General features: G+C 69.7%; 12 protein-coding genes. 9 read left to right on the top strand and 3 right to left on the bottom strand.

The window, feature by feature from the left end; all coding sequences use genetic code 11:
* Nucleotides 1–32: 32 nt before the first annotated feature.
* Both HNR21_RS08095 and HNR21_RS08100 read right to left on the bottom strand, forming a co-directional pair.
* The gene (locus tag HNR21_RS08095; RefSeq protein WP_182704686.1) at nucleotides 33–2,027 is read right to left on the bottom strand and encodes a YhgE/Pip domain-containing protein; all 1,995 of its coding nucleotides are present in this window, start codon (nucleotides 2,025–2,027) and stop codon (nucleotides 33–35) included.
* A complete protein-coding gene (locus tag HNR21_RS08100) occupies nucleotides 2,024–2,818 on the bottom strand; it encodes an ATP-binding cassette domain-containing protein (protein WP_312880909.1) in 795 nt (264 codons plus the stop codon). The genes HNR21_RS08095 and HNR21_RS08100 overlap by 4 nt, the downstream gene beginning before the upstream one ends.
* 180 nt (nucleotides 2,819–2,998) lie before the next feature.
* On the opposite strand from HNR21_RS08100, the gene HNR21_RS08105 reads away from it, so the two are divergent.
* From HNR21_RS08105 to HNR21_RS36790, 4 genes are all read left to right on the top strand, one after another.
* The gene (locus HNR21_RS08105; protein WP_182704688.1) at nucleotides 2,999–3,679 is read left to right on the top strand and encodes a TetR/AcrR family transcriptional regulator; all 681 of its coding nucleotides are present in this window, start codon (nucleotides 2,999–3,001) and stop codon (nucleotides 3,677–3,679) included.
* 229 nt (nucleotides 3,680–3,908) lie between these two features.
* Entirely contained in the window at nucleotides 3,909–4,871 is a 963-nt protein-coding gene (locus tag HNR21_RS08110; RefSeq protein WP_312880911.1) for a DUF389 domain-containing protein, read from the top strand.
* Between the two features lie 54 nt (nucleotides 4,872–4,925).
* Nucleotides 4,926–6,737: an alkyl/aryl-sulfatase gene (locus HNR21_RS08115; protein WP_182704690.1), complete on the top strand. Its 1,812-nt coding sequence runs from the start codon at nucleotides 4,926–4,928 to the stop codon at nucleotides 6,735–6,737.
* Between the two features lie 56 nt (nucleotides 6,738–6,793).
* Nucleotides 6,794–7,150: a four-helix bundle copper-binding protein gene (locus HNR21_RS36790; RefSeq protein WP_512700785.1), complete on the top strand. Its 357-nt coding sequence runs from the start codon at nucleotides 6,794–6,796 to the stop codon at nucleotides 7,148–7,150.
* A 332-nt stretch (nucleotides 7,151–7,482) separates the two neighbouring features.
* On the opposite strand, the gene HNR21_RS08120 is transcribed toward HNR21_RS36790, so the two are convergent.
* Nucleotides 7,483–7,902, bottom strand: coding sequence for a ribosomal maturation YjgA family protein (locus HNR21_RS08120; RefSeq protein WP_182704691.1), 420 nt, complete (start codon nucleotides 7,900–7,902; stop codon nucleotides 7,483–7,485).
* A gap of 834 nt (nucleotides 7,903–8,736) precedes the next feature.
* Between HNR21_RS08120 and HNR21_RS08125 the strand changes: the two genes are divergently transcribed.
* The 5 genes from HNR21_RS08125 to HNR21_RS08145 all read left to right on the top strand — a co-directional run bounded on the left by HNR21_RS08125 (nucleotide 8,737) and on the right by HNR21_RS08145 (nucleotide 17,494).
* On the top strand, nucleotides 8,737–9,207 hold the full coding sequence (locus HNR21_RS08125) for a hypothetical protein (protein ID WP_182704692.1): 471 nt from the start codon (nucleotides 8,737–8,739) through the stop codon (nucleotides 9,205–9,207).
* A 605-nt stretch (nucleotides 9,208–9,812) separates the two neighbouring features.
* Complete coding sequence (locus HNR21_RS08130; protein ID WP_182704693.1) at nucleotides 9,813–11,330, top strand: hypothetical protein; 1,518 nt, start codon at nucleotides 9,813–9,815, stop codon at nucleotides 11,328–11,330.
* Nucleotides 11,314–12,057: a hypothetical protein gene (locus tag HNR21_RS08135; protein WP_182704694.1), complete on the top strand. Its 744-nt coding sequence runs from the start codon at nucleotides 11,314–11,316 to the stop codon at nucleotides 12,055–12,057. Before HNR21_RS08130 ends, HNR21_RS08135 begins: the two co-directional genes overlap by 17 nt.
* Complete coding sequence (locus HNR21_RS08140) at nucleotides 12,057–16,460, top strand: hypothetical protein (protein WP_182704695.1); 4,404 nt, start codon at nucleotides 12,057–12,059, stop codon at nucleotides 16,458–16,460. The genes HNR21_RS08135 and HNR21_RS08140 overlap by 1 nt, the downstream gene beginning before the upstream one ends.
* Nucleotides 16,457–17,494 carry a hypothetical protein gene (locus HNR21_RS08145; RefSeq protein ID WP_182704696.1) on the top strand — a complete coding sequence of 346 codons (1,038 nt, stop codon included), beginning with the start codon at nucleotides 16,457–16,459 and terminating at the stop codon, nucleotides 17,492–17,494. Before HNR21_RS08140 ends, HNR21_RS08145 begins: the two co-directional genes overlap by 4 nt.
* The last annotated feature ends 111 nt before the right edge of the window (nucleotides 17,495–17,605 follow it).

A 17,605-nucleotide genomic window follows, 5' to 3' on the forward strand; every position in this document is an offset into this window, starting at 1 on the left:
CGGTCCCGCCCCGATGGCGGGGCCTTGCCAGGTCACAGCTTCAGGACGGGGTGCAGGCGTTTGATCGTCCACACGCGGTTGCCCCGGGCGGCCAGCGCGGTGAGCACCAGCGCGCCGACACCGAACGCCGCCAGCACCGCGGACGCCTCCCAGACCGGCGTCATGCTCCCCCCGCTGATCAGGTGGCGCAGCGCCCGCACCGCCCACGACATCGGCAGCAACGGCTGGATCACCTGGAAGAACCGGGGGCTGGTCTCGATCGGGTAGGTGCCCGCGGCCGACGTGAGCTGGAGCATCAGCAGCGCCAGCGCGACGACCCGCCCCACCGGCCCGAACCGGGCGTTCACCCACTGCACCACCGCGACGAAGACGGCCGCGGTCAGCGCGAGGAAGGCCAGCAGACCGGCCCGGTTCGCCGCCTGGAGCCCCAGCGACAGCCGCAGCACCGCGATCACCGCGCCCGCCTGCGCCATCGCCAGCAGCGCCGCGGGCAGCCAGCCCGCCAGCGCCACCCGCCGGGCCGACGCGGTGCTCGCCAGCGCCCGCGGGTTCAGCGGCCGCAGCACCATGTAGATCACCATCGCGCCCACCCACAGCGACAGCGGGACGAAGAAGGGCGCGAACCCGGTCCCGTAGTTGGGCACGGCGTTGTGCTTCGTGGCGGCCAGCCGCACCGGATCGCTCATCATGTCGCTGCGGTCGGCCCGCTCGCGTTCACCGTAGGAGGGGACCTGACCGGCCCCCTCCCGCAGCCCCTCGGCCAGCCTCCCGGCGCCGCCGGTGAGGGTGCCCACGCCCTCGGTCAGCCGGGACGCCCCCGACAGCGCCTGCCCGGTGCCCTGGTCGATCCGGGCGGCTCCGGTGGCGAGCTGCCCGACCCCGGCGTTGAGCCGGTCGATGTCCCGGCGGGCCTGGTCGATCCGGTCGGTCAGCCCGGGTACCGCGTCGGCGACCTCGCGGGCGAGCGCGGCCACCGTACGGGCGTCGGCGGCGATCTCGCGCAGGTCGGCGGCGTGCGCCTGCACGTAGTCGTTCAGTTGCCGGGCGGCCTGCACCACCTGGTGAGCCGCCCCCAGAAGCTCCTGCCGCACGGACGGCGGGATCTCCGGGTGGGCGTCGAGGTGACGTTTCAGCTCCGCTTCGGCGGCCTCCGCCTCCCGCAGCGCCTGGCGGGCCGTGCGCGGCAGCTCGTCGGCGCCCCGGGCCACCGCGTCGGCGCCCTCGGCCACCAGCAGCGCCGCCGAACGCAGTCGCGGCGCGTTCTCCCGCAGCAGCGGAACGTACCGGTCGGCGGCCTGGTCCACCGCCGTGGTGAGCCGCTGCATGCCCGCCGCGGCCTGCCGGCTGCCCGCGGCGAGCCGCCGGGTGCCGTCGTGCAGGGTGTCCAGCCCGGTGGTGAGCCGGCGGGCGCCCGAGTGGGCCTCGCCGAGGCCGCCGCGCAGCCTGCCCGCCCCGCCGGCCGCCTCCTCCAGCTCGCCGTGGATCCGCCCGAACGAGATGAAGATCTGGTCGAGGTAACGGCCGATCGCCTGCTCCCCGGCCGCCGCGCTGATCTCCTCGAACGCGGCCTCGGCCAGCGTGCCGACCACGTAGTTGTTGGCGTCGTCGAGCTGCAGGCGCAGCACCGCCGGGTCGAGCCGGGCGTGCGCGTCCGACGGCGCCGCGATCCGGGCGCTGAAGTCGCGCGGGATGATCAGGGCCATGTAGTAGCGCCCGTCCCGGACGCCCCTGCGGGCCTGCGCCGCATCGACGGTGTGCCAGTCGAAGACCCGGCGTCGCTTGAGCTCGTCGGCCAGGTCGGCGCCGGCGTGGACGGTCCGCCCGCCGGCCTTGGCGGGCTCGTCCTCCATGACCAGCGCCACCGGCACATGCCTGAGCCGGCCGTACGGATCCCAGAACGACCACAGGTACAGCCCCGCGTACAGCAGCGGCAGCAGCACCAGCGCGATGACGGCGATCCTGGTCAGCCGTGCGCGCCGCAACCGGCGCAGCTCCAGGGCGGCCACCGAGACGGCCGGAACCCTCACGTGCGCGCTCCTTCCATGGTCCGGGGGTGCTCGATGCGTACGATCTCGGCGAGTCCCTGCGCGGCGGTGGCGTCGTGACAGGCGGCCACGATCGTGATCCCGGTGTCCGCGATCTCCCGCAACCGCCGCCAGAGCGCCTGCTGCGCGTCGACGGGCAGCCCGTCGTCCAGGTCGTCCAGCAGCACCAGGCCCGGGTCGCCGATCAGCGCCAGCGCGACCCCCAGCAACCGGGCCTCGTCGGGCAGCAGGTCCTGTGCCCGCATCCGCGGATCGACCTCCAGCCCGACCCGGTCCAGCGCCGCCGCGATCCGCCGCCTTCGGCCCCGCAGCCTGCCCAGCAGTCCTTCGCGCAGGTCGATGGCCTCGCTGACGTGCTCGGCGACGGTGAGGGCGGGATCCGGTTCGGTCACCCCGGCCACCAGTCCGAGCGCGGCGATCCGCTGCACCGCGCGCAGCTCCCCGGGCAGCCGCCGACCGCCGACCACGGCGGTCCCCCCGGTCGGCCGCATGCGGCCGCCCAGGGTGAGCAGCAGCGAGGTGCGCCCGGATCCGGCGTCGCCGACCAGTGCCGCCACCTCGCCCGGCGGCACCTCGAACGTCACGTCGCGGTACACCCAGCCCCTGGGCCCGCGCAACGAGAGCCCCCGCGCCTCCACCCCGGCCCCGCGCGGCGGGAGGTCCTCCTCGGCCGCGGCCTCTTCCGGGGGCGGCTCTTCGGCCTCGGGTTCCGTGGGTGGGTCCTCGTCGCTGTTGTGCACGCTCTCCTCGCCCAGGCTCGGTGAACTGGCCACGGACATCCGGATCCCCGCTCTCGGCACGCCGGCGCCCCGCCGGTGCGCCGAACGCCCGGCGGCCGTCCGCGGCCTCACTTCTGCGGACTAGACTCAATAATGAGCGCAGTCCGCTTTTATGGGAACGGGTCGGGAGTGAGAGCCTGCTCACCGTGGAGCCGGCCCGCCGGAGGAGGTCACATGTCATCGGCATCGGCGACGAAACGGACGGGGCAGGCGGAATCCGCCACGGGCGGCAGGCCGCCGGGCCGCCGGGAGCGCAAGAAGGAGGACACCCGCCGCCGCATCATCGAGGCGGCCACGGCGCTGTTCGCCGAGCGCGGCTACCAGGCCGTCACCACCTCCGAGATCGCCGAGGCCGCCGACATCGGGGCGGGCACGCTGTTCCGCTACGCCGACTCGAAGGCCGAACTGCTCGTGATGGTGATCAACGAGCGCCTGCGCCTGGGCGCCGCCCGGGGGATGGAACTCGCCGACGGCGGCGCCACCCCCACCGACGCCATCCTCGCCCTGCTGGCGCCGCTGGCACAGGCCAGCCTGGGCCACCCGGAGAACGCCATCGTCTACCAGCGTGAAACGCTCTTCGGAACGGGCCCCCACCGCGAGCTCGCCGCCGCCTACGTGGCGGACCTCGAAGAGGCCATCCTGCAGATCCTCACCAGGTACGCCGAGACCCATCCCGTACGCCCCGACGTCGACCTGGCCGAGGCCGCCCACGCCATCTACTCCACCATGTACATGGACCTGGTCCGCGTCGGCCTGGGCCGCGCAACCGTGGCCGACCTCCCCACCCGCCTCCGCCGCTCCGTCGACTTCCTGGTCCACACCCTCCTGGACCCCCTGCCGGGCAACACCCCCTGACCCACCGGCCCAGGGCGTTCCACGGGCCTGCCTCTCGGAGCGGGTCGACGGCGTTGGCCGCCGAGGGCGGCCGGCCCGGCGGGGCACCGGTCAACGGCCGGGGGTGGTTCGGGCAGGACTTGACCGTGTGCGCCGTGTCCCGTCCTGCCGGGTCTGCGCCGGCCGTGACGGTCGGGGCATGTTCAGCGGGGTTCGTGATCGTGTTCTGCCGGCGGCGCAGCGTCGCTCGGTGGAGGAGCTGGCGCGGGATCTGGATCCGTCGCATGGGGACGTGCGGGCCAAGCGGTCGGCGTTCTGGACGATGCTGGTCCTGTCGTCGGTCATCGTGGCCTGCGGGGTGCTCACGGACTCGACGGCCACGGTGATCGGCGCGATGATCATCGCGCCGTTGTCCACGCCGATCATGGGCATCGCGTTGGGTTCGGTACGGCACCGCCGGACCGGGGCGGTCGGGGTCGTGGTCCTGGCCTGCCTGCTGGTGGTCGCGGTCGGGATGGTGTTCTCGGCGGTGCTCCCCGGCGACTACGACCTGCTGTCCAACGGCCAGATCGCGGGGCGGACGTCGCCGGGCCTGCTGGATCTGGTCGCCGCCGTCGCCACGGGTCTGGCCGGGGCCGTGGCGCAGGCCCGCCGGGACGTCGCCGCCGTGCTGCCCGGGGTGGCGATCGCCATCTCCCTGGTGCCGCCCCTGGTGGTGGCCGGGGTGTGCCTGGGAGATGGGGCGGGGTGGCTGGCGCTGGGCGCGCTGGTGCTGTTCCTGTCCAATCTGTTCGCGCTGGTCTTCGGGGGCATGGTGGTCTTCGCCGCCCTCGGCTACGGCGCGGAGGCCGCCGGAACGGCCGGCCGGCCCGTCCGCAGGACATACCTCGCCATGGCTCTGCTGTTCACCGTCGTGTTCGTGCCGCTGGCGGCCAACACCGCGCTCACGCTGCTGCTGGACACCTGGACCGGCCGGGCCAAGGACGCGGCCGGGCAGTGGCTTGCCGGCGTCCAGGGCGCCTATGTCACGAATGTGGACACCGCGTCCAGGACGATGTACATCCACGTCCGCGTTCCGGGGAACCCCCCGCCGGTCGAGCGCCTGCTCGATCGTCTTGACGGTCAGGTCCCCGACGGCGTCCCCATCGTGGTCGAGACGACCAACGGGCGGCGCATCGACGCCGGGCGGGTCGGCGGCGCCGGATCGGGGTGAGGATTTGACCAGCGCCCGCTTTTCTCCTGCCCTGGACGCGGCAATCGCCCGGAGATGACTGATCTGCCCTTCGGTGACCGGACCGATTTTGAGAACGCCGACCGTGGTCGCATCGCCTCCCGCACCCCCGGGATCGTCACGAACGCCCAGGGGCAGGTTGTCTGGGACGGCGACGTCTTCTCCTTCCTGGACGGCGAATGCCCTGCGTCGGTGCACCCGTCGCTGTGGCGGCAGTCACAGCTGTGCGCCAAGCAGGGGCTGTACGAGGTGACCGAGGGCGTCTACCAGGTCCGCGGGCTCGATCTGTCGAACATGACGCTGGTCGAAGGTGAGCGCGGGGTCATCGTGATCGACCCGCTGGTGTCGAACGAGACGGCCGCCGCCGCGCTCGCCCTGTACCGCGAGCACCGCGGCGACCGCCCCGTCACCGGCCTGATCTACACCCATTCCCACATCGACCACTTCGGCGGAGCCGAGGGCGTCCTGCCGGAGGGCGGTCCCGACGGCATCCCGATCCTGGCGCCGGAGGGGTTCACCGAGCACGCCGTCGCCGAGAACGTCTACGCCGGGACCGCGATGGCACGGCGCGGGGTCTACCACACCGGCGCCACCCTCCCCAGGAACCCGCAGGGAATGGTCGGCACCGGACTCGGCCAGACCGCCTCGACCGGGACCGTCTCCCTGATCCCGCCCACCCGCGACATCACCCGCACCGGGCAGGAGGAGGTCATCGACGGGGTGCGGATCGTCTTCCAGATCACCCCCGGCACCGAGGCGCCGGCGGAGATGAACTTCCACTTCCCCGGCCACCGGGCGCTGTGCCTGGCCGAGAACGCCACCCACAACCTGCACAACCTCCTCACCCTGCGCGGCGCCCTGGTCCGCGACGCCCGCGTGTGGTCCCGCTACCTCGATGAGGCGATCGCACTGTTCGCCGACGACACGGATGTGGCGTTCGCCTCCCACCACTGGCCGACCTGGGGGCGCGAGGCCATCGTCGGGTTCCTGGCCGAGCAGCGCGATCTGTACGCCTACCTGCACGACCAGACGCTCCGCATGCTCAACCAGGGGATGACCGGCATCGAGATCGCCGAGCAGATCGAACTGCCGCCCGCGCTGGAACGGGCCTGGCACGCGCGCGGCTACTACGGGTCGGTCTCCCACAACGTCAAGGCCGTCTACCAGCGGTACATGGGCTGGTTCGACGGCAACCCCGCCCACCTGTGGCGGCACCCGCCGGTCGAGGAGTCCCGCCGCTACCTCGACTGCATGGGCGGCGCGTCCAAGGTCCTGGCCCTGGCCCGCGACTACACCGCCCAGGGCGACCTGCGGTTCGCCGCCACGCTGCTCAACCACGTCGTCTTCGCCGACCCCGACAACGCCGACGCCAAGACCTCCCTGGCCGAGGTCTACCAGCGCCTCGGCGAGGGCGCCGAATGCGGCACCTGGCGCAACTTCTACCTCACCGGCGCGATGGAACTACGCCAGGGCGTCACCGCCACCCCGTTCGGTATCTCCGAGGGCATGACCGCCGGCCTCACCACGGAACAGCTCTTCGACTCCCTGGCGATCCGCGTCAACGGACCCAAAGCATGGAACGAGCACCTCACCATCGACTGGTCCTTCACCGACACCGGTGACCGCTACCGCACCACGCTCACCCACGGCGCCCTCACCCACCGCAAAGCCCCCGGCGATGGAACCGGCGCGAACCTGACCGTGACCCTCACCCAGCCGCAACTGCTCGGGATGCTCACCGGCAAGGGCACCCAGGACGTCACCACCGAGGGCGACACGTCGGCCCTGCACCGCCTGATGGGAGTCCTGGACAACCCCGACCCCGCCTTCCCCATCGTCACCCCCTGACAAGCAGGCGACGTACTGTCGCGGCACACCGGCTATGACGTCCCGCTCACCACGCGATGGTGCAGACCTCCGCCCAGGCCACCAAGACCTGCGGCGACTCCTGCGCCGAGCACGCCGAAATGCACGAACACTGCCGCATATGCGCCCAGGCCTGCCGGGAGACCGGGGGCGCTGAGCGCGCTGCCGCCCAGCGGCAGCCGTCCGGCCAGGCCCCAGGGGGCAGGGCCCAGCCAGACCGCCCCGCAGCAGCAAGGCTGAGCCCGCTCATCTCGCCCGGCCCCACTCGGCCAGGTGAGGTGCCGTCCTCTGCAGTGACCGTGGACGATCGCACGGCCGCCGACGCCGTGAACCCGACCGCCTCGAGGATCCGACCGGGACACTTCCCCGACGAGCTCGCGCATGGCTGCCGGTGAGGATGAATCCCGCGAATTCCAGCAGCTCGCGATACTCGCCATGGAGCGTTCACGGCCGCCGAACGGATCAGGCTGTTAAACCGAGCACCGGAAGGGGCGCGTCAGCATCTTGGCCTCAGCCGACGACCGCGCGGGTCGATACGGCCCAACGGTTCGACGATCCAAGGGCTAAGCGCCCCTGTGACCTGCTGCTTCGACACGTAAAGCCTGAGGTTCGGCCAATATTCGGCACGGCGCCTTCTGGTCACCGGCCCACGCTGATCAGACCGCACCGTTCAGCACGCCCCGGACGCACCCACCGGCACGGGGGTACCCCCAGGGCTGTTCCAGGATCATGGCGTGAGGGCGGGCGTCGGTTCTGTTCGGGAACGTGCGCGGGCGCGGAGGAACCAGTGCGCGGCGACTAATGGGATGACGCCGACGGGGTACCAGGCGACATCAATGAGGTCGAACTGGGCGCCCAGCAACTGGCGCGCGAGCCAGCTGCGTTGGGAGAGTGCCGAGGGTATGGGGGTGAGCTGCGCGAACTCGATGAACCAGCAGTATGTGATCGCGGCGCTGCCGGCGGGCAGTGGGGAGATCGGCGGCCATATGAAGATCACTATCGTGTAGACGATGGCCGCGGACAAGGCGGCGCCCGAGTACTGTTCGATGGGCCCGTCCATCGTGGCGCGGATTGCGTAGGCCGCGCATGTAAAGCCGGCCGCCGATACCACCATCAGCAGCCGAGTCCAGCGCACTGCGAGCAGCATCGCGCAATCATAGTGGCAGCGCAGCCAAGGCGCGGTTCGCCGCCATCTAATCCCGGAACCGGGCAAGAAGCATCTCGGCAGGCTCACCGCTCGTGACGTGCGGCTGGCCATCACCCGTATACGGGAGAGGCGCCAGTGCCGCCGGTACGGCCGGGACGCCTCCCATGAGGCCCCGCGTTGCTGTGCGCTCAAGGGCGGGACCTGCTGTCTGTGCGAACGGCTGCACGTTCCCTACGTTCTGGCGCTCTGCCTCGCTCTGCGGCGGGGCGAACTGCTCGGCCTGCGCTACTGGCATCGACGGACTTCAGCACGTATTCCGCACGGCCAGCCGCCGCGTCCCGGTGACAGCCGGACAGCACAACGACAGCGCCCGACCGCATACACGCAGGTCGGACGCTGTTTTCAAGCTGATGGATTGGGGTGGGCAGGGGCGGGGTCGAACCGCCGACCTTCCGCTTTTCAGGTCACACCGCCTGAGCGCTGTGCTGACCTGCGAAGACCCAGCTCACCCACGAGCGAGAAGCCGATAAGCGGATTGTGTTCACCACCAGGTTACACGAGCCGTCCCCATCCCTGTACCCAGCGCAGTGTGAGTCGAAGCCAGGGACGGCTGCCAGCTCGGCATCAGACGGGAGAGCCTGTGTGCTTCCAGTAACCCTGTGTTGGCAGTTATGACCGGGATTGGCCTTTCCATTCAAAGATGCAGTTTTGTGGTGAGGGTGGTGGGGCATGAACGGACGGAGGCGGGCGGCGGCTGCCTGACCGAGACCGGCCTGACCATCGAACCCTGGTGACGACCAGGCCCGGCGCGTTCAACCTGGTTAGGCTGAGGACGTGACCGGGCAGATCCCCGACGAAGTGACCTACCAGGGCAAGTCATACGCTCTGGCCGGCGCCAACGGCACGGGCCTCTTCGATCCCACCGCCCTCGGGCTCCGGGTCCGGCCCATCTCGACGGCTTGCTGGCGCGGGTATCTGGCCGAATACGCGATCGTGGACGGCGCACTGAAACTGACCGGGCTGCGGCTGGGCCTGGACGACGAACGGCCGGAGGTCTTCGGCGTCCTCCCCGACGAGCCCGAGGATCCCGAGGAAGTCCACGACCTCCTCCCCGACGGATCCGCGGGGTCCGCGGATTACGTTGATCCGAATCCGAAGTACAGCGGGTTGGACGTCCCCGTCCCGTTCACCGGCGGGCTGCTGATCGGACGTGACTTCGACAGCGGGTTCTACGTCCATATGGGTTTCCAAGCGGGTTGGAAGTACGCCGACCTGCATGAGTTGATCTTCGTGGGGGCCGCCTGACCGAGGCCCATGACCGTTCGGCGTGGGCCGCCCGGCGGCGGGAGGCGGCGGAGGGCCCCGAGCGGCCCGACCGGAGCGACCGTGAGGCAGTCCAAGCGTGGATCAGACGCAGCTTCTCCCTGAACTACGATCCGCTGCCCTGATCCAAGCTCTGGGCCGCACCCTCCAACCGGCAACGCACATGCCGATCATTGTGGACCCCACCGGGGATGCGGCCGGATACGGCGGAAAGACACCACGCCCATCCAAGGCCGCAGGCCGGGCAGCGGCGCCGGGATTCGTGTAACTGCCTGCGCATGGGTGCGGCGGCACCATCAAGATCAGGTTGTCACCCGTCCGCCGAATCTGACGCAGTCCCGACATCTGGGACGGCTCGGGTGTCAGCTCGGCAGGTGTGGGCCGACATCACCTATCCGCCCATACGACAGCAGCCAACAAGATCACGATCCGCCGGACCCTGCGCGTTCAACCTGGTTGGTCACGACCATGGGCTTGTCCTGAGCGTTATAAGATTGTGCAATTCACAGCGAAATGTCGGAGGGGCGGCGTACCGTCTGACTTGTGGTGAAGTGTGATCACAGGCCTCCCTTGCCGGGGGCGGCGCGGTGAGCGACGGGACGGGTGCGCCGTCGCTGATGCGCACCGCCACCAGGCGGCGTCGTGCGCTTGCTCACCTGTCCCCCATCTTCGATCTTCATCTGTACCGGGCTCGGAATCCGTCCGGGGTCGACTGGGCGGCCTACGACCTGATCGCGCTGGTCCAGTTGACTGTGGACGCGGTCGCTGTTTCGTCGGGGTTGGACGGCAATCTCGGGACACCGCGCACGGTGGTCCTGGCCGAGATGACACGGGCGGCGGGGGCCATGGCGCCGGACCGCCCCGTTGAAGAGCACCGGCACGTCGCCGCGCACGTTCTGGATCACCTGCTGCGTCACGATGAGTCGTCACCGTACTTCGCCGTCGAGTACGCCGATCCCGCCGACGGCTGGAAGACCCGCACCCAGCAGGTTCGTGTGCTGTATGAAACGCTCGCCGCGGATGGGGAGTCGCTGCAGGTCAACGTCGACAACACCGCGGTGGCGCTGCTGCTCATCGCCACCAACCGGTCGTTGGAGGACGAGCATGAGGCGGTGATCGCCGTCATGCGCGCCCAGGCGGAGAGCGGGCGTCTCGACGCGGCGATCCAGTCGGCGGAGGACGCGGTGACCTTGTCGCGCACCTACGCGGCGAACGTACGGCGCATGCTGGGCGAGGCCGAGCGGGATGTGACCAGGGTCGACTACGTCAGCGTCCTGCGTCCTGAATTGGCGGCCGCGACCGCTCATCTGGAGCGCCGGATACGCATCGACGGCTCCTTCCTGCGTCATCTGGAGATGCTGCGGGCGGACGCCTCCGAGGAGCAGGATCCAGCGGCCGTGCGGCAGCTCAGCATGGCGACGTCTCGGCTGGGGGAGGCTGTCAGGACCCTGGCCGAGCTTCAGACGGATGTGATCGGTGCGGCTCCACGCTGGCGGAACGCCCAGGCGGCCCAGGCGTTCACCGCCCTTCCGATCAGTGCGGTCGACCCGACTCGGGATGTGCTGTCTGCGGTGCTCAGCGATGCTCCCCTGCCGCCGGGCGCCGACTTGTCACCACCACTGGCGGGCCGGTTGCTCGATGTTGCTGGCTTGGCCGATCGGTTCGTTGCGCCGCGCAGGCCGGTGGTGGAGGAACTGGGAGCGCCGATATGCGATGAGCCGCTCGCGGGAGTGGACGGGCTGTATGAGCAATTCCCCGAGCGTTTCCATGACACCGCCTATGTGATCAGGTCTCGAAAAGTCACCCCTGGGACCAAGGCTCGGCTGTCGGAGCTGATGGCCGACGTGGACGCCTTGTTCTCACACCCCGATTCTGAACTGGTCGGCGGCTTGGCGGCGCTGGCCGGTTCGCCCGAGGTCGCACGGCTGCGGCTGAGGCTGCTGCTCGCCTTGGAAGCGATGATGCTGTGGCGGCCCGACGGCAGGCCCCGGGACGGTGACGACTGGTGGGCGGTGGACGACGGAACCCGCAGGTCCCTGCCCGACCTGGATCTGCCCGACCTGCTCGTGCACCGGAGAGGTGATCGCCATGACCTTCCGCGATGACGCGCGCGACGTGGGCTTCCTGTTGCGGTACGCGCTGGACTCTTCGGCGTCGCCGATCCGCCATGACACGTATCGGATGCTGATCGACCGCTACCACACCGATCCGGATCTGCGGTCCGCCTTCGACGCCTTCGCCGAAGGGCTGGGCGTCCGGGTGCTGACCGCCGACCGCTCCAGCGGGCTCGTGCTGACGGCGGAGGCCGACTCGCCGCTGGCCGTCTCCGACACTGGCCGGTGGCTGCGCATCCGAGGCGTCGCCGATCGTCAGGTCTACGGGGTCGCGCTCGGCGCAGTGGCGGCGTGGTGTTACCCGAACGCCCGTGCCGTCCGGGAACCGGGCACCCGCCGTGTCACGGCGATCGATGTGGACCGGCTCATCCGCGAGCACGGCACCGCCGTCGAAGCCGGAGAAACCGAACTTGACGAGCGACTGGGTGAGGCATGGCGAGAGTACGTGCACAACCGCAAGCAGGTGGCGACCACCCCGACGGGGGTCCTCAAACGCGACTGCACCGTGCGTATGTGCGAGGACGTCCTGGTCATGCTGGCGGAGTCGGGTCTGCTGGTAGAGGACAGGACCGTACCGCCGCCACGGCCTGACCTGAAGGTCTGGCGATCCACCGATCGGTTCCGCGCTCATGTGGCGGCGAGTGGTGGCCCGCTCGTCTGGCAGACGCTCGTGCGTCATCGACCTCCTGCAGATGCGGCGGGGACGGAGGATATGTGATGCAGAGCGGGTGGCGGCTGGAACGGACGTACCTGGCGGGGGCCGGCTATCCGGAGTCGCGCATGGAAGGTCTGACCATCGACTGGTCCGATCCTTTCGAGCCGACCGGCCACGCCGCTCTGTGGGCGGACAACGGGACGGGTAAATCGACGATCACGGCACTGCGGTTCGCGCTCTATCAACCGCATCCTCGTGATTTCATCCGCGGAGACTCTGATCGCTCGTTGGCCAAGCTCGTGGGTTCCGGCGACGTCTGTCACGTCGTCGAACAGGCGACCCGCCGGGTGAACGGCGAGCTTCAGCGTGTCGTCACAGGAATGGTGGCCCACTGGCTGGACGGCGGCACTCAGGACCTGGACAATCCCTCGAAGCTGGAGCGGAACTTCTACGGCTGGGTGACCGATGGGAATGGCCCGACGATCGACCACCTGCCGTTCCGCACCCCGGTCGGCCGGTGGGCGACGAGCCCCCAATTCATCGTGGCTCTGCGCGAGGTGCTTCCCGAGGGCGGAGTCCTGCCTTCGTATGGGCCCTCCGATCATCAGACCAGGTGGCAGGAGTGGCTGACGGCCGCCGGCATCGACCTCGGACAGGTGCGCTTTCAGGCGATGATGAACGCCTCCGAAGGCGGTGTCGACAGGGTCATGCGGTTCACCGACTCCGACGACTTCGTGCGCTGGCTCGTCGGCGCGATCACACCTGCGGCCACCGTCGAACAGATCGCGCGCGGGATCGAGGCCCTGCGGGCCAACGCGGCCGCACGACCGCGCTGGACGGAGGAGCTCGCCTTCTGGGAACGGCTCCTCGAGCCTCTGCTGAACATGGCCGTTCAGCACGAGCAGGTGGAAGGCCGCCATCGAACCCTGGCAGCCGCCCGAGCAGACGGGGCCGCCATTGTCGCCGAGGCCGACGCGACCATCGCCAGGCTCACCACCGAGCAGGAGGAGGCCCGGCGGCATCATGCCGAGCATGACAAGCGACGTCGCGATGTGACGGCGACGCTACGGCGTGCCCAGGCGCATCGTCTTCGCATGCAGGTACGCGCGGCAGAGCTGCGCGCCCAGGCGGCGGCCGCGGTTGCAGACGAGCGGAAACGCGCGCGGGATGAGACCGTGCGCAGGTTGGCCGCCTGGCAACTCGTCACCAAAGTGGTCGGAGCCAGGGAGTGTGCCGCACGCCTTGCCGGGCTCAATGAGTTGATCCACTCGGCTGAGATGGAGACCGCCGAATTGCGAGAAGCCGAGGCCAGACATCGCCGAGATCTCGCCAGGCTGCTCACCCATCGACGCGATCAGGCGGCTGAGAAAGCCGCCGAGTTCGAGCGGAGACTCTCTCAAGAGCATGAGGAACTCAGCGGTGTCGAGCAACGCATCCGGAAGACTGTTGCCGCACGCGCCACCGCGCTGACGCAACAAGAACGAGTCCACGAGCAGATCGCGGACTCCGAGCAGACGATCGCCGGGGCCGTCGCCGCGAACGTGCTCCCCGAGGGAGCCGACCCGGCGGTCTTCGACGCCACACTCGCCGAGCGCATGGCGAGGACGCGTGCCGACCGGGACGCCATCACAGCGACACTGAAGAACGTCGAGCAACTGATCACAGCCGAGCGCGAGGTGATCGAGTCAGCCGACAGGCGAGCGAAAGACGCGCTGGTCGATGCCAGGGCGGCCGAGCGGCGGCGGAACGAGCTGGCCCGGCGCGTTGACGCGATCGTAAGGGACGATCGATTCCTGGACGTCATCGGCGACCCGGCCACCGACGTATGGGCGGTCCGTCCGCACATCACCGACGCCTTTGTCGACCGAGCCGCCCGGGCCAACGCGGAGGCCGCCGAAGCACGAGAGGCGATCGCCGCCGCGCGGCGCACCTTGGACAGCGTGGGCGCCGACGGGCTGCTGCCTCCGTCGGCGCTGGTCGAGCAGATCGTCCGGCGGTGTCAGGACGCAGAGGTTCCCGCCTGGTCCGGCTGGCGCTGGCTCGCGGACACGATGACCGCGGAGGCCGCCGAGTTGTTCGCACGGGCCCGACCGGACATCGCCTCCGGAGTGGTGGTGGCCCACCCGGACATGCTCGACCGGGCCGCAGAGCAGGCCATGAGCTCTATGGAAGATGCCGGCGCCGATGTCGCGGTCTGGATCGGGGCGGTCGTCGATGAACAAGCCGCCCGCACCGATGGCCCGTCGAACAGCGAGGGCGATGGAACCCGCGCGAGAGTCCTGCTGCCGCCTGCGGGCGCCTTCGACCGGGACGCGGCGGCTGTGATGGTGGAGCAGGCGAGAGCAGTGCTGGCCGAGGCGACGCAGCGGCTCGACACCGCCTCTGGCCAGGCCACCGACGCACAGAACATGCTGGCGACACTCCGCCAATTCTGGGCGGACTTCCCCGACGACCCGCGCAAGGAGATCGACCAAGCGATCGAGGGAGCTTGGCGTCGGGTCCGGGAAGCCGAGAAGGACCAGGAGGAGGCCGCAACGCGGTTGGACGGGCTGATCCTCCGTAAGACAGGGCTTGAAGAGGAGCGCGATAGCGCCCAGCAAACCCTCGACACGGTAAGCGACAAGCGCCGGCTGCTCGCTCCTGTCATCTCTGCGGCCAGAGTGCTGGCCGCAGCCCATTCTGAACTGCCCGACCTGCGCAGGGCCCTTGCCGATGCCAAGATCGAGTTGACCCGGCTGGACGAGGCCAAGCAACAGAAGGAAGAACTCCTCCGGACGCTCACCGAGCTTGCCAAGGATCTTCGGAGAAAAGAGGCTGACGCCGCCGAGGCCCTGCGCAAGGCCAAGCTCTCTCCAGAACGAGATGGGCCTGTGCCGGACAGCGAGGAGGGGGTCATTCGTGCACAGTTGCGCAGTATCGAGGATGCGCTGGCTCATGCGGCCACAGACCCAGACGTCCGAAAGGAGGTTGAGCGAACGCGGAGCAGACTGGCTGATCTGGAGGCCGACCTCAACTTCGACCCCGATGCGCGGGCGCTTGCCGAGGAGTTCGCCGACAGCGACGGTGCTCGCCACCCGGTGGCGCTGAACCAGTCCATCCAGACCGCTGCCGAAGCCGAGGCGGAAGCTCGAGAGAGGTACGCAAGGGCGCAGGCCGAGGCCGCCGCGGCAGCGAGAGCTTTCCAACGTGAAGCCGACGATCGAAGCTCCGATAAATCATCCCCGGACGTGGAGGGATACCCGTCGGCGAGTCAGGTCGTAGAACCGGACGACGCCCTCCGAGCGGCGAACGAGCTCGACGAGCTCGCCGGAGGACTGCTGATCACCCAGCGCAGGGAGGAAGAGCTCGCCAACAGGGCGCAGGATGTCGTCCGGCGAGCAGATGGTGACATGGGGCTGGTGAAAGCAGCCGTTCAAGCCCTGCGCCACCTGGCCGACGCCCACCTCACCGGGCGCCCTGCCGAGAACGTCAATGGCCTGGTCGAACGCGCGGGTGAGGTGACGCGGCGCCTGCGGCAGGCGAGCGACGATCTCACCGAGGCGGAGCGTGAGCTGCAGGGCTCGGTGAGCGCGGTCCGCGCGCAGGCCAACGGTGCGCATGCCCGGCGGGTCGAGGAGAAGGCCGATGCCCATCTCGCCGAGCTGATCCTTCGTCTCCGTGCCGACGAGCGCATCGCCGCCGAGGCGGAGGGCGTCGCGGAGCAGCTCGAACAGCGTGTGCTCTCGCTGCGCGACGACCTGGAGCGACATGATGAGAATGTACGGACCTGCGCGATGATGCTGCACGTGCAGGCGGCGACGGCCATCCAACGGCTGCGCGCCTATCAGAACCAGTCGCGCCTTCCCGAAGGGCTCGGCGACTGGTCCCGGCAGCGGTTCGTGGTGATCGACCATGAACGCGTGCCCGATGACGACTCGGTGGCCGTCGACCGGGTCAGCCGCGTCGTTCATGATCTGCTGACTCCCGGGGCGGGGAGGACGGACGCGCAGGCGCTGCTGTTCGCGGCGACGCGAGCGCTTGTGGACGCGCCCTTCCGGGTGCGGATCCTCAAGCCGCACACCGACCTGTCGCTCGACCGGGTCGACGTCAGCGAGCTGAAGAACTTCTCCGGCGGGCAGCGGGTCACCGCAGGGGTGCTGCTGTATGCGACGATGACCCGGGTCCGGGCCTACGGCGACGCCACCTCGACGGGATGGCTGTGGCTGGACAACCCGTTCGGGCAGGCGTCGGCCGACCAGTTCGTGCGCACCATGCGGCGGGTGGCCGACCAGCTCGGTCTCCAGCTGTTGTTCACCGCCGCCCCCAAGGACAAGGGGGCGCTGTCGATGTTCGACCGCACGATCACCCTCTCCCGGCGCTCCCGCCCCTCGTCCGGCGAGAAGGTGATGATCGTTGACGGCGGAACCCGCGAGCTGGTCGACCTGACGCTCATCCAACGCGACGTGAACGCGGTGCTCGGCGAATGAGCGCCGTGGACCTGAATGCGCTCGTCAAGGCCCTCGACCCCGATGGCCGAGGAGGGCGGCGCAGTGTGCAGGAAGTGGCGAGGGCGATCAGGAACCTCGTTCCCAACACCGACCCCGCGATGGTTCCAGAACTGGTGAAAGACACCCTGCGGCGTGGAGACGAGCAGGGGCACTGGTCGGTGACGCGCACCACCGTCCGGCACGGAGCGACGATCCTGCCGAAGGCGATCGTGCTGCCGCAGGTGGCCCGGTCGAACGGACTCGCCACCATCGGCGTACCGCTGCGCCCGGAACTGGCTGCATGGGCGGCCACGTTGAAGCTGTCCCCCGTACAACGGCGGCTCCTCATCGCGGTGAATGACTGGCTGCGGCGCACCGATGGTGGAAAGACGCCCATTGTCGCCGCGGCCGAACGGGCCTACGAACTCATCGGAGATGAGAAGGCCTTCGACTCCTCTCCACCAAGGGGCGGGGCCATGCTCTGGGGCCCGGGCAGGCTGACCTTTGAACTTCTCCGATGCGAACGGCTGGCCACGCCCCTCACCTGGGAGCCAGCAGTGTCGAGCATCGGCGATCCCGGCCCTGTGGTGTGCGTGGAGAACCACGCGACCTTCCGCTCACTCCTGCGCGTCCTGCGCCACCAGACGACACCACGCTGGATCGCGGTCGCCTGGGTTCAGGGCCGCAACACCGCACCGTTGAAGTCGATCAGAGACCTTCCCTTCACCGTGACCCGCCTCGACTATCTCGGGGACCTTGATCCCGCGGGCCTCGCCATCGCCGTCGCCGCCTGCGATATCACCGCAAGCACCGGTGTGCCGTCCGGACCTGCCGTTCGCCTGTGGGAGCTGCTCGCCGAGCAGCCTTCGCGCAGCGGCCCGAAGATGACCGAGCCCGAGGCGTGCAGGCTGGCTGGATGGCTACCGGACTCGATGCGCGGTACGGCGATCAGACTGCTCGTCACAGGGCGACGAATTCCCCAGGAAGCCCTGCGCTTCGACTTGCTGACAGAGGTTCTCGCCGAAGAACCGTAGCGGGCCCTTGGGCTTCAGTAGCTGGTGGGTGCTGTGTCGGCGCCGCTTGGGCTGCTCTCGCAGATGGAGCAGCGGAGACGATGCTCAGATAGGGCGGAGAGCCTGGCGTTC

It is taken from the genome of Thermomonospora cellulosilytica (assembly GCF_014138835.1).
In the GTDB taxonomy this organism is placed as follows: Bacteria; Actinomycetota; Actinomycetes; order Streptosporangiales; family Streptosporangiaceae; genus Thermomonospora; species Thermomonospora amylolytica.

Excerpts from the sequence above, each read along its gene's own strand:
- HNR21_RS08145 (WP_182704696.1), top strand. The coding sequence starts at position 16,457 with ATGAGCGCCGTGGACCTGAATGCGCTCGTCAAGGCCCTCGACCCCGAT.
- HNR21_RS08115 (WP_182704690.1), top strand. The coding sequence starts at position 4,926 with ATGACTGATCTGCCCTTCGGTGACCGGACCGATTTTGAGAACGCCGAC.
- HNR21_RS08140 (WP_182704695.1), top strand. The coding sequence starts at position 12,057 with ATGCAGAGCGGGTGGCGGCTGGAACGGACGTACCTGGCGGGGGCCGGC.
- HNR21_RS08120 (WP_182704691.1), bottom strand. The coding sequence starts at position 7,902 with ATGCTGCTCGCAGTGCGCTGGACTCGGCTGCTGATGGTGGTATCGGCG.
- HNR21_RS08135 (WP_182704694.1), top strand. The coding sequence starts at position 11,314 with ATGACCTTCCGCGATGACGCGCGCGACGTGGGCTTCCTGTTGCGGTAC.
- HNR21_RS36790 (WP_512700785.1), top strand. The coding sequence starts at position 6,794 with ATGGTGCAGACCTCCGCCCAGGCCACCAAGACCTGCGGCGACTCCTGC.
- HNR21_RS08105 (WP_182704688.1), top strand. The coding sequence starts at position 2,999 with ATGTCATCGGCATCGGCGACGAAACGGACGGGGCAGGCGGAATCCGCC.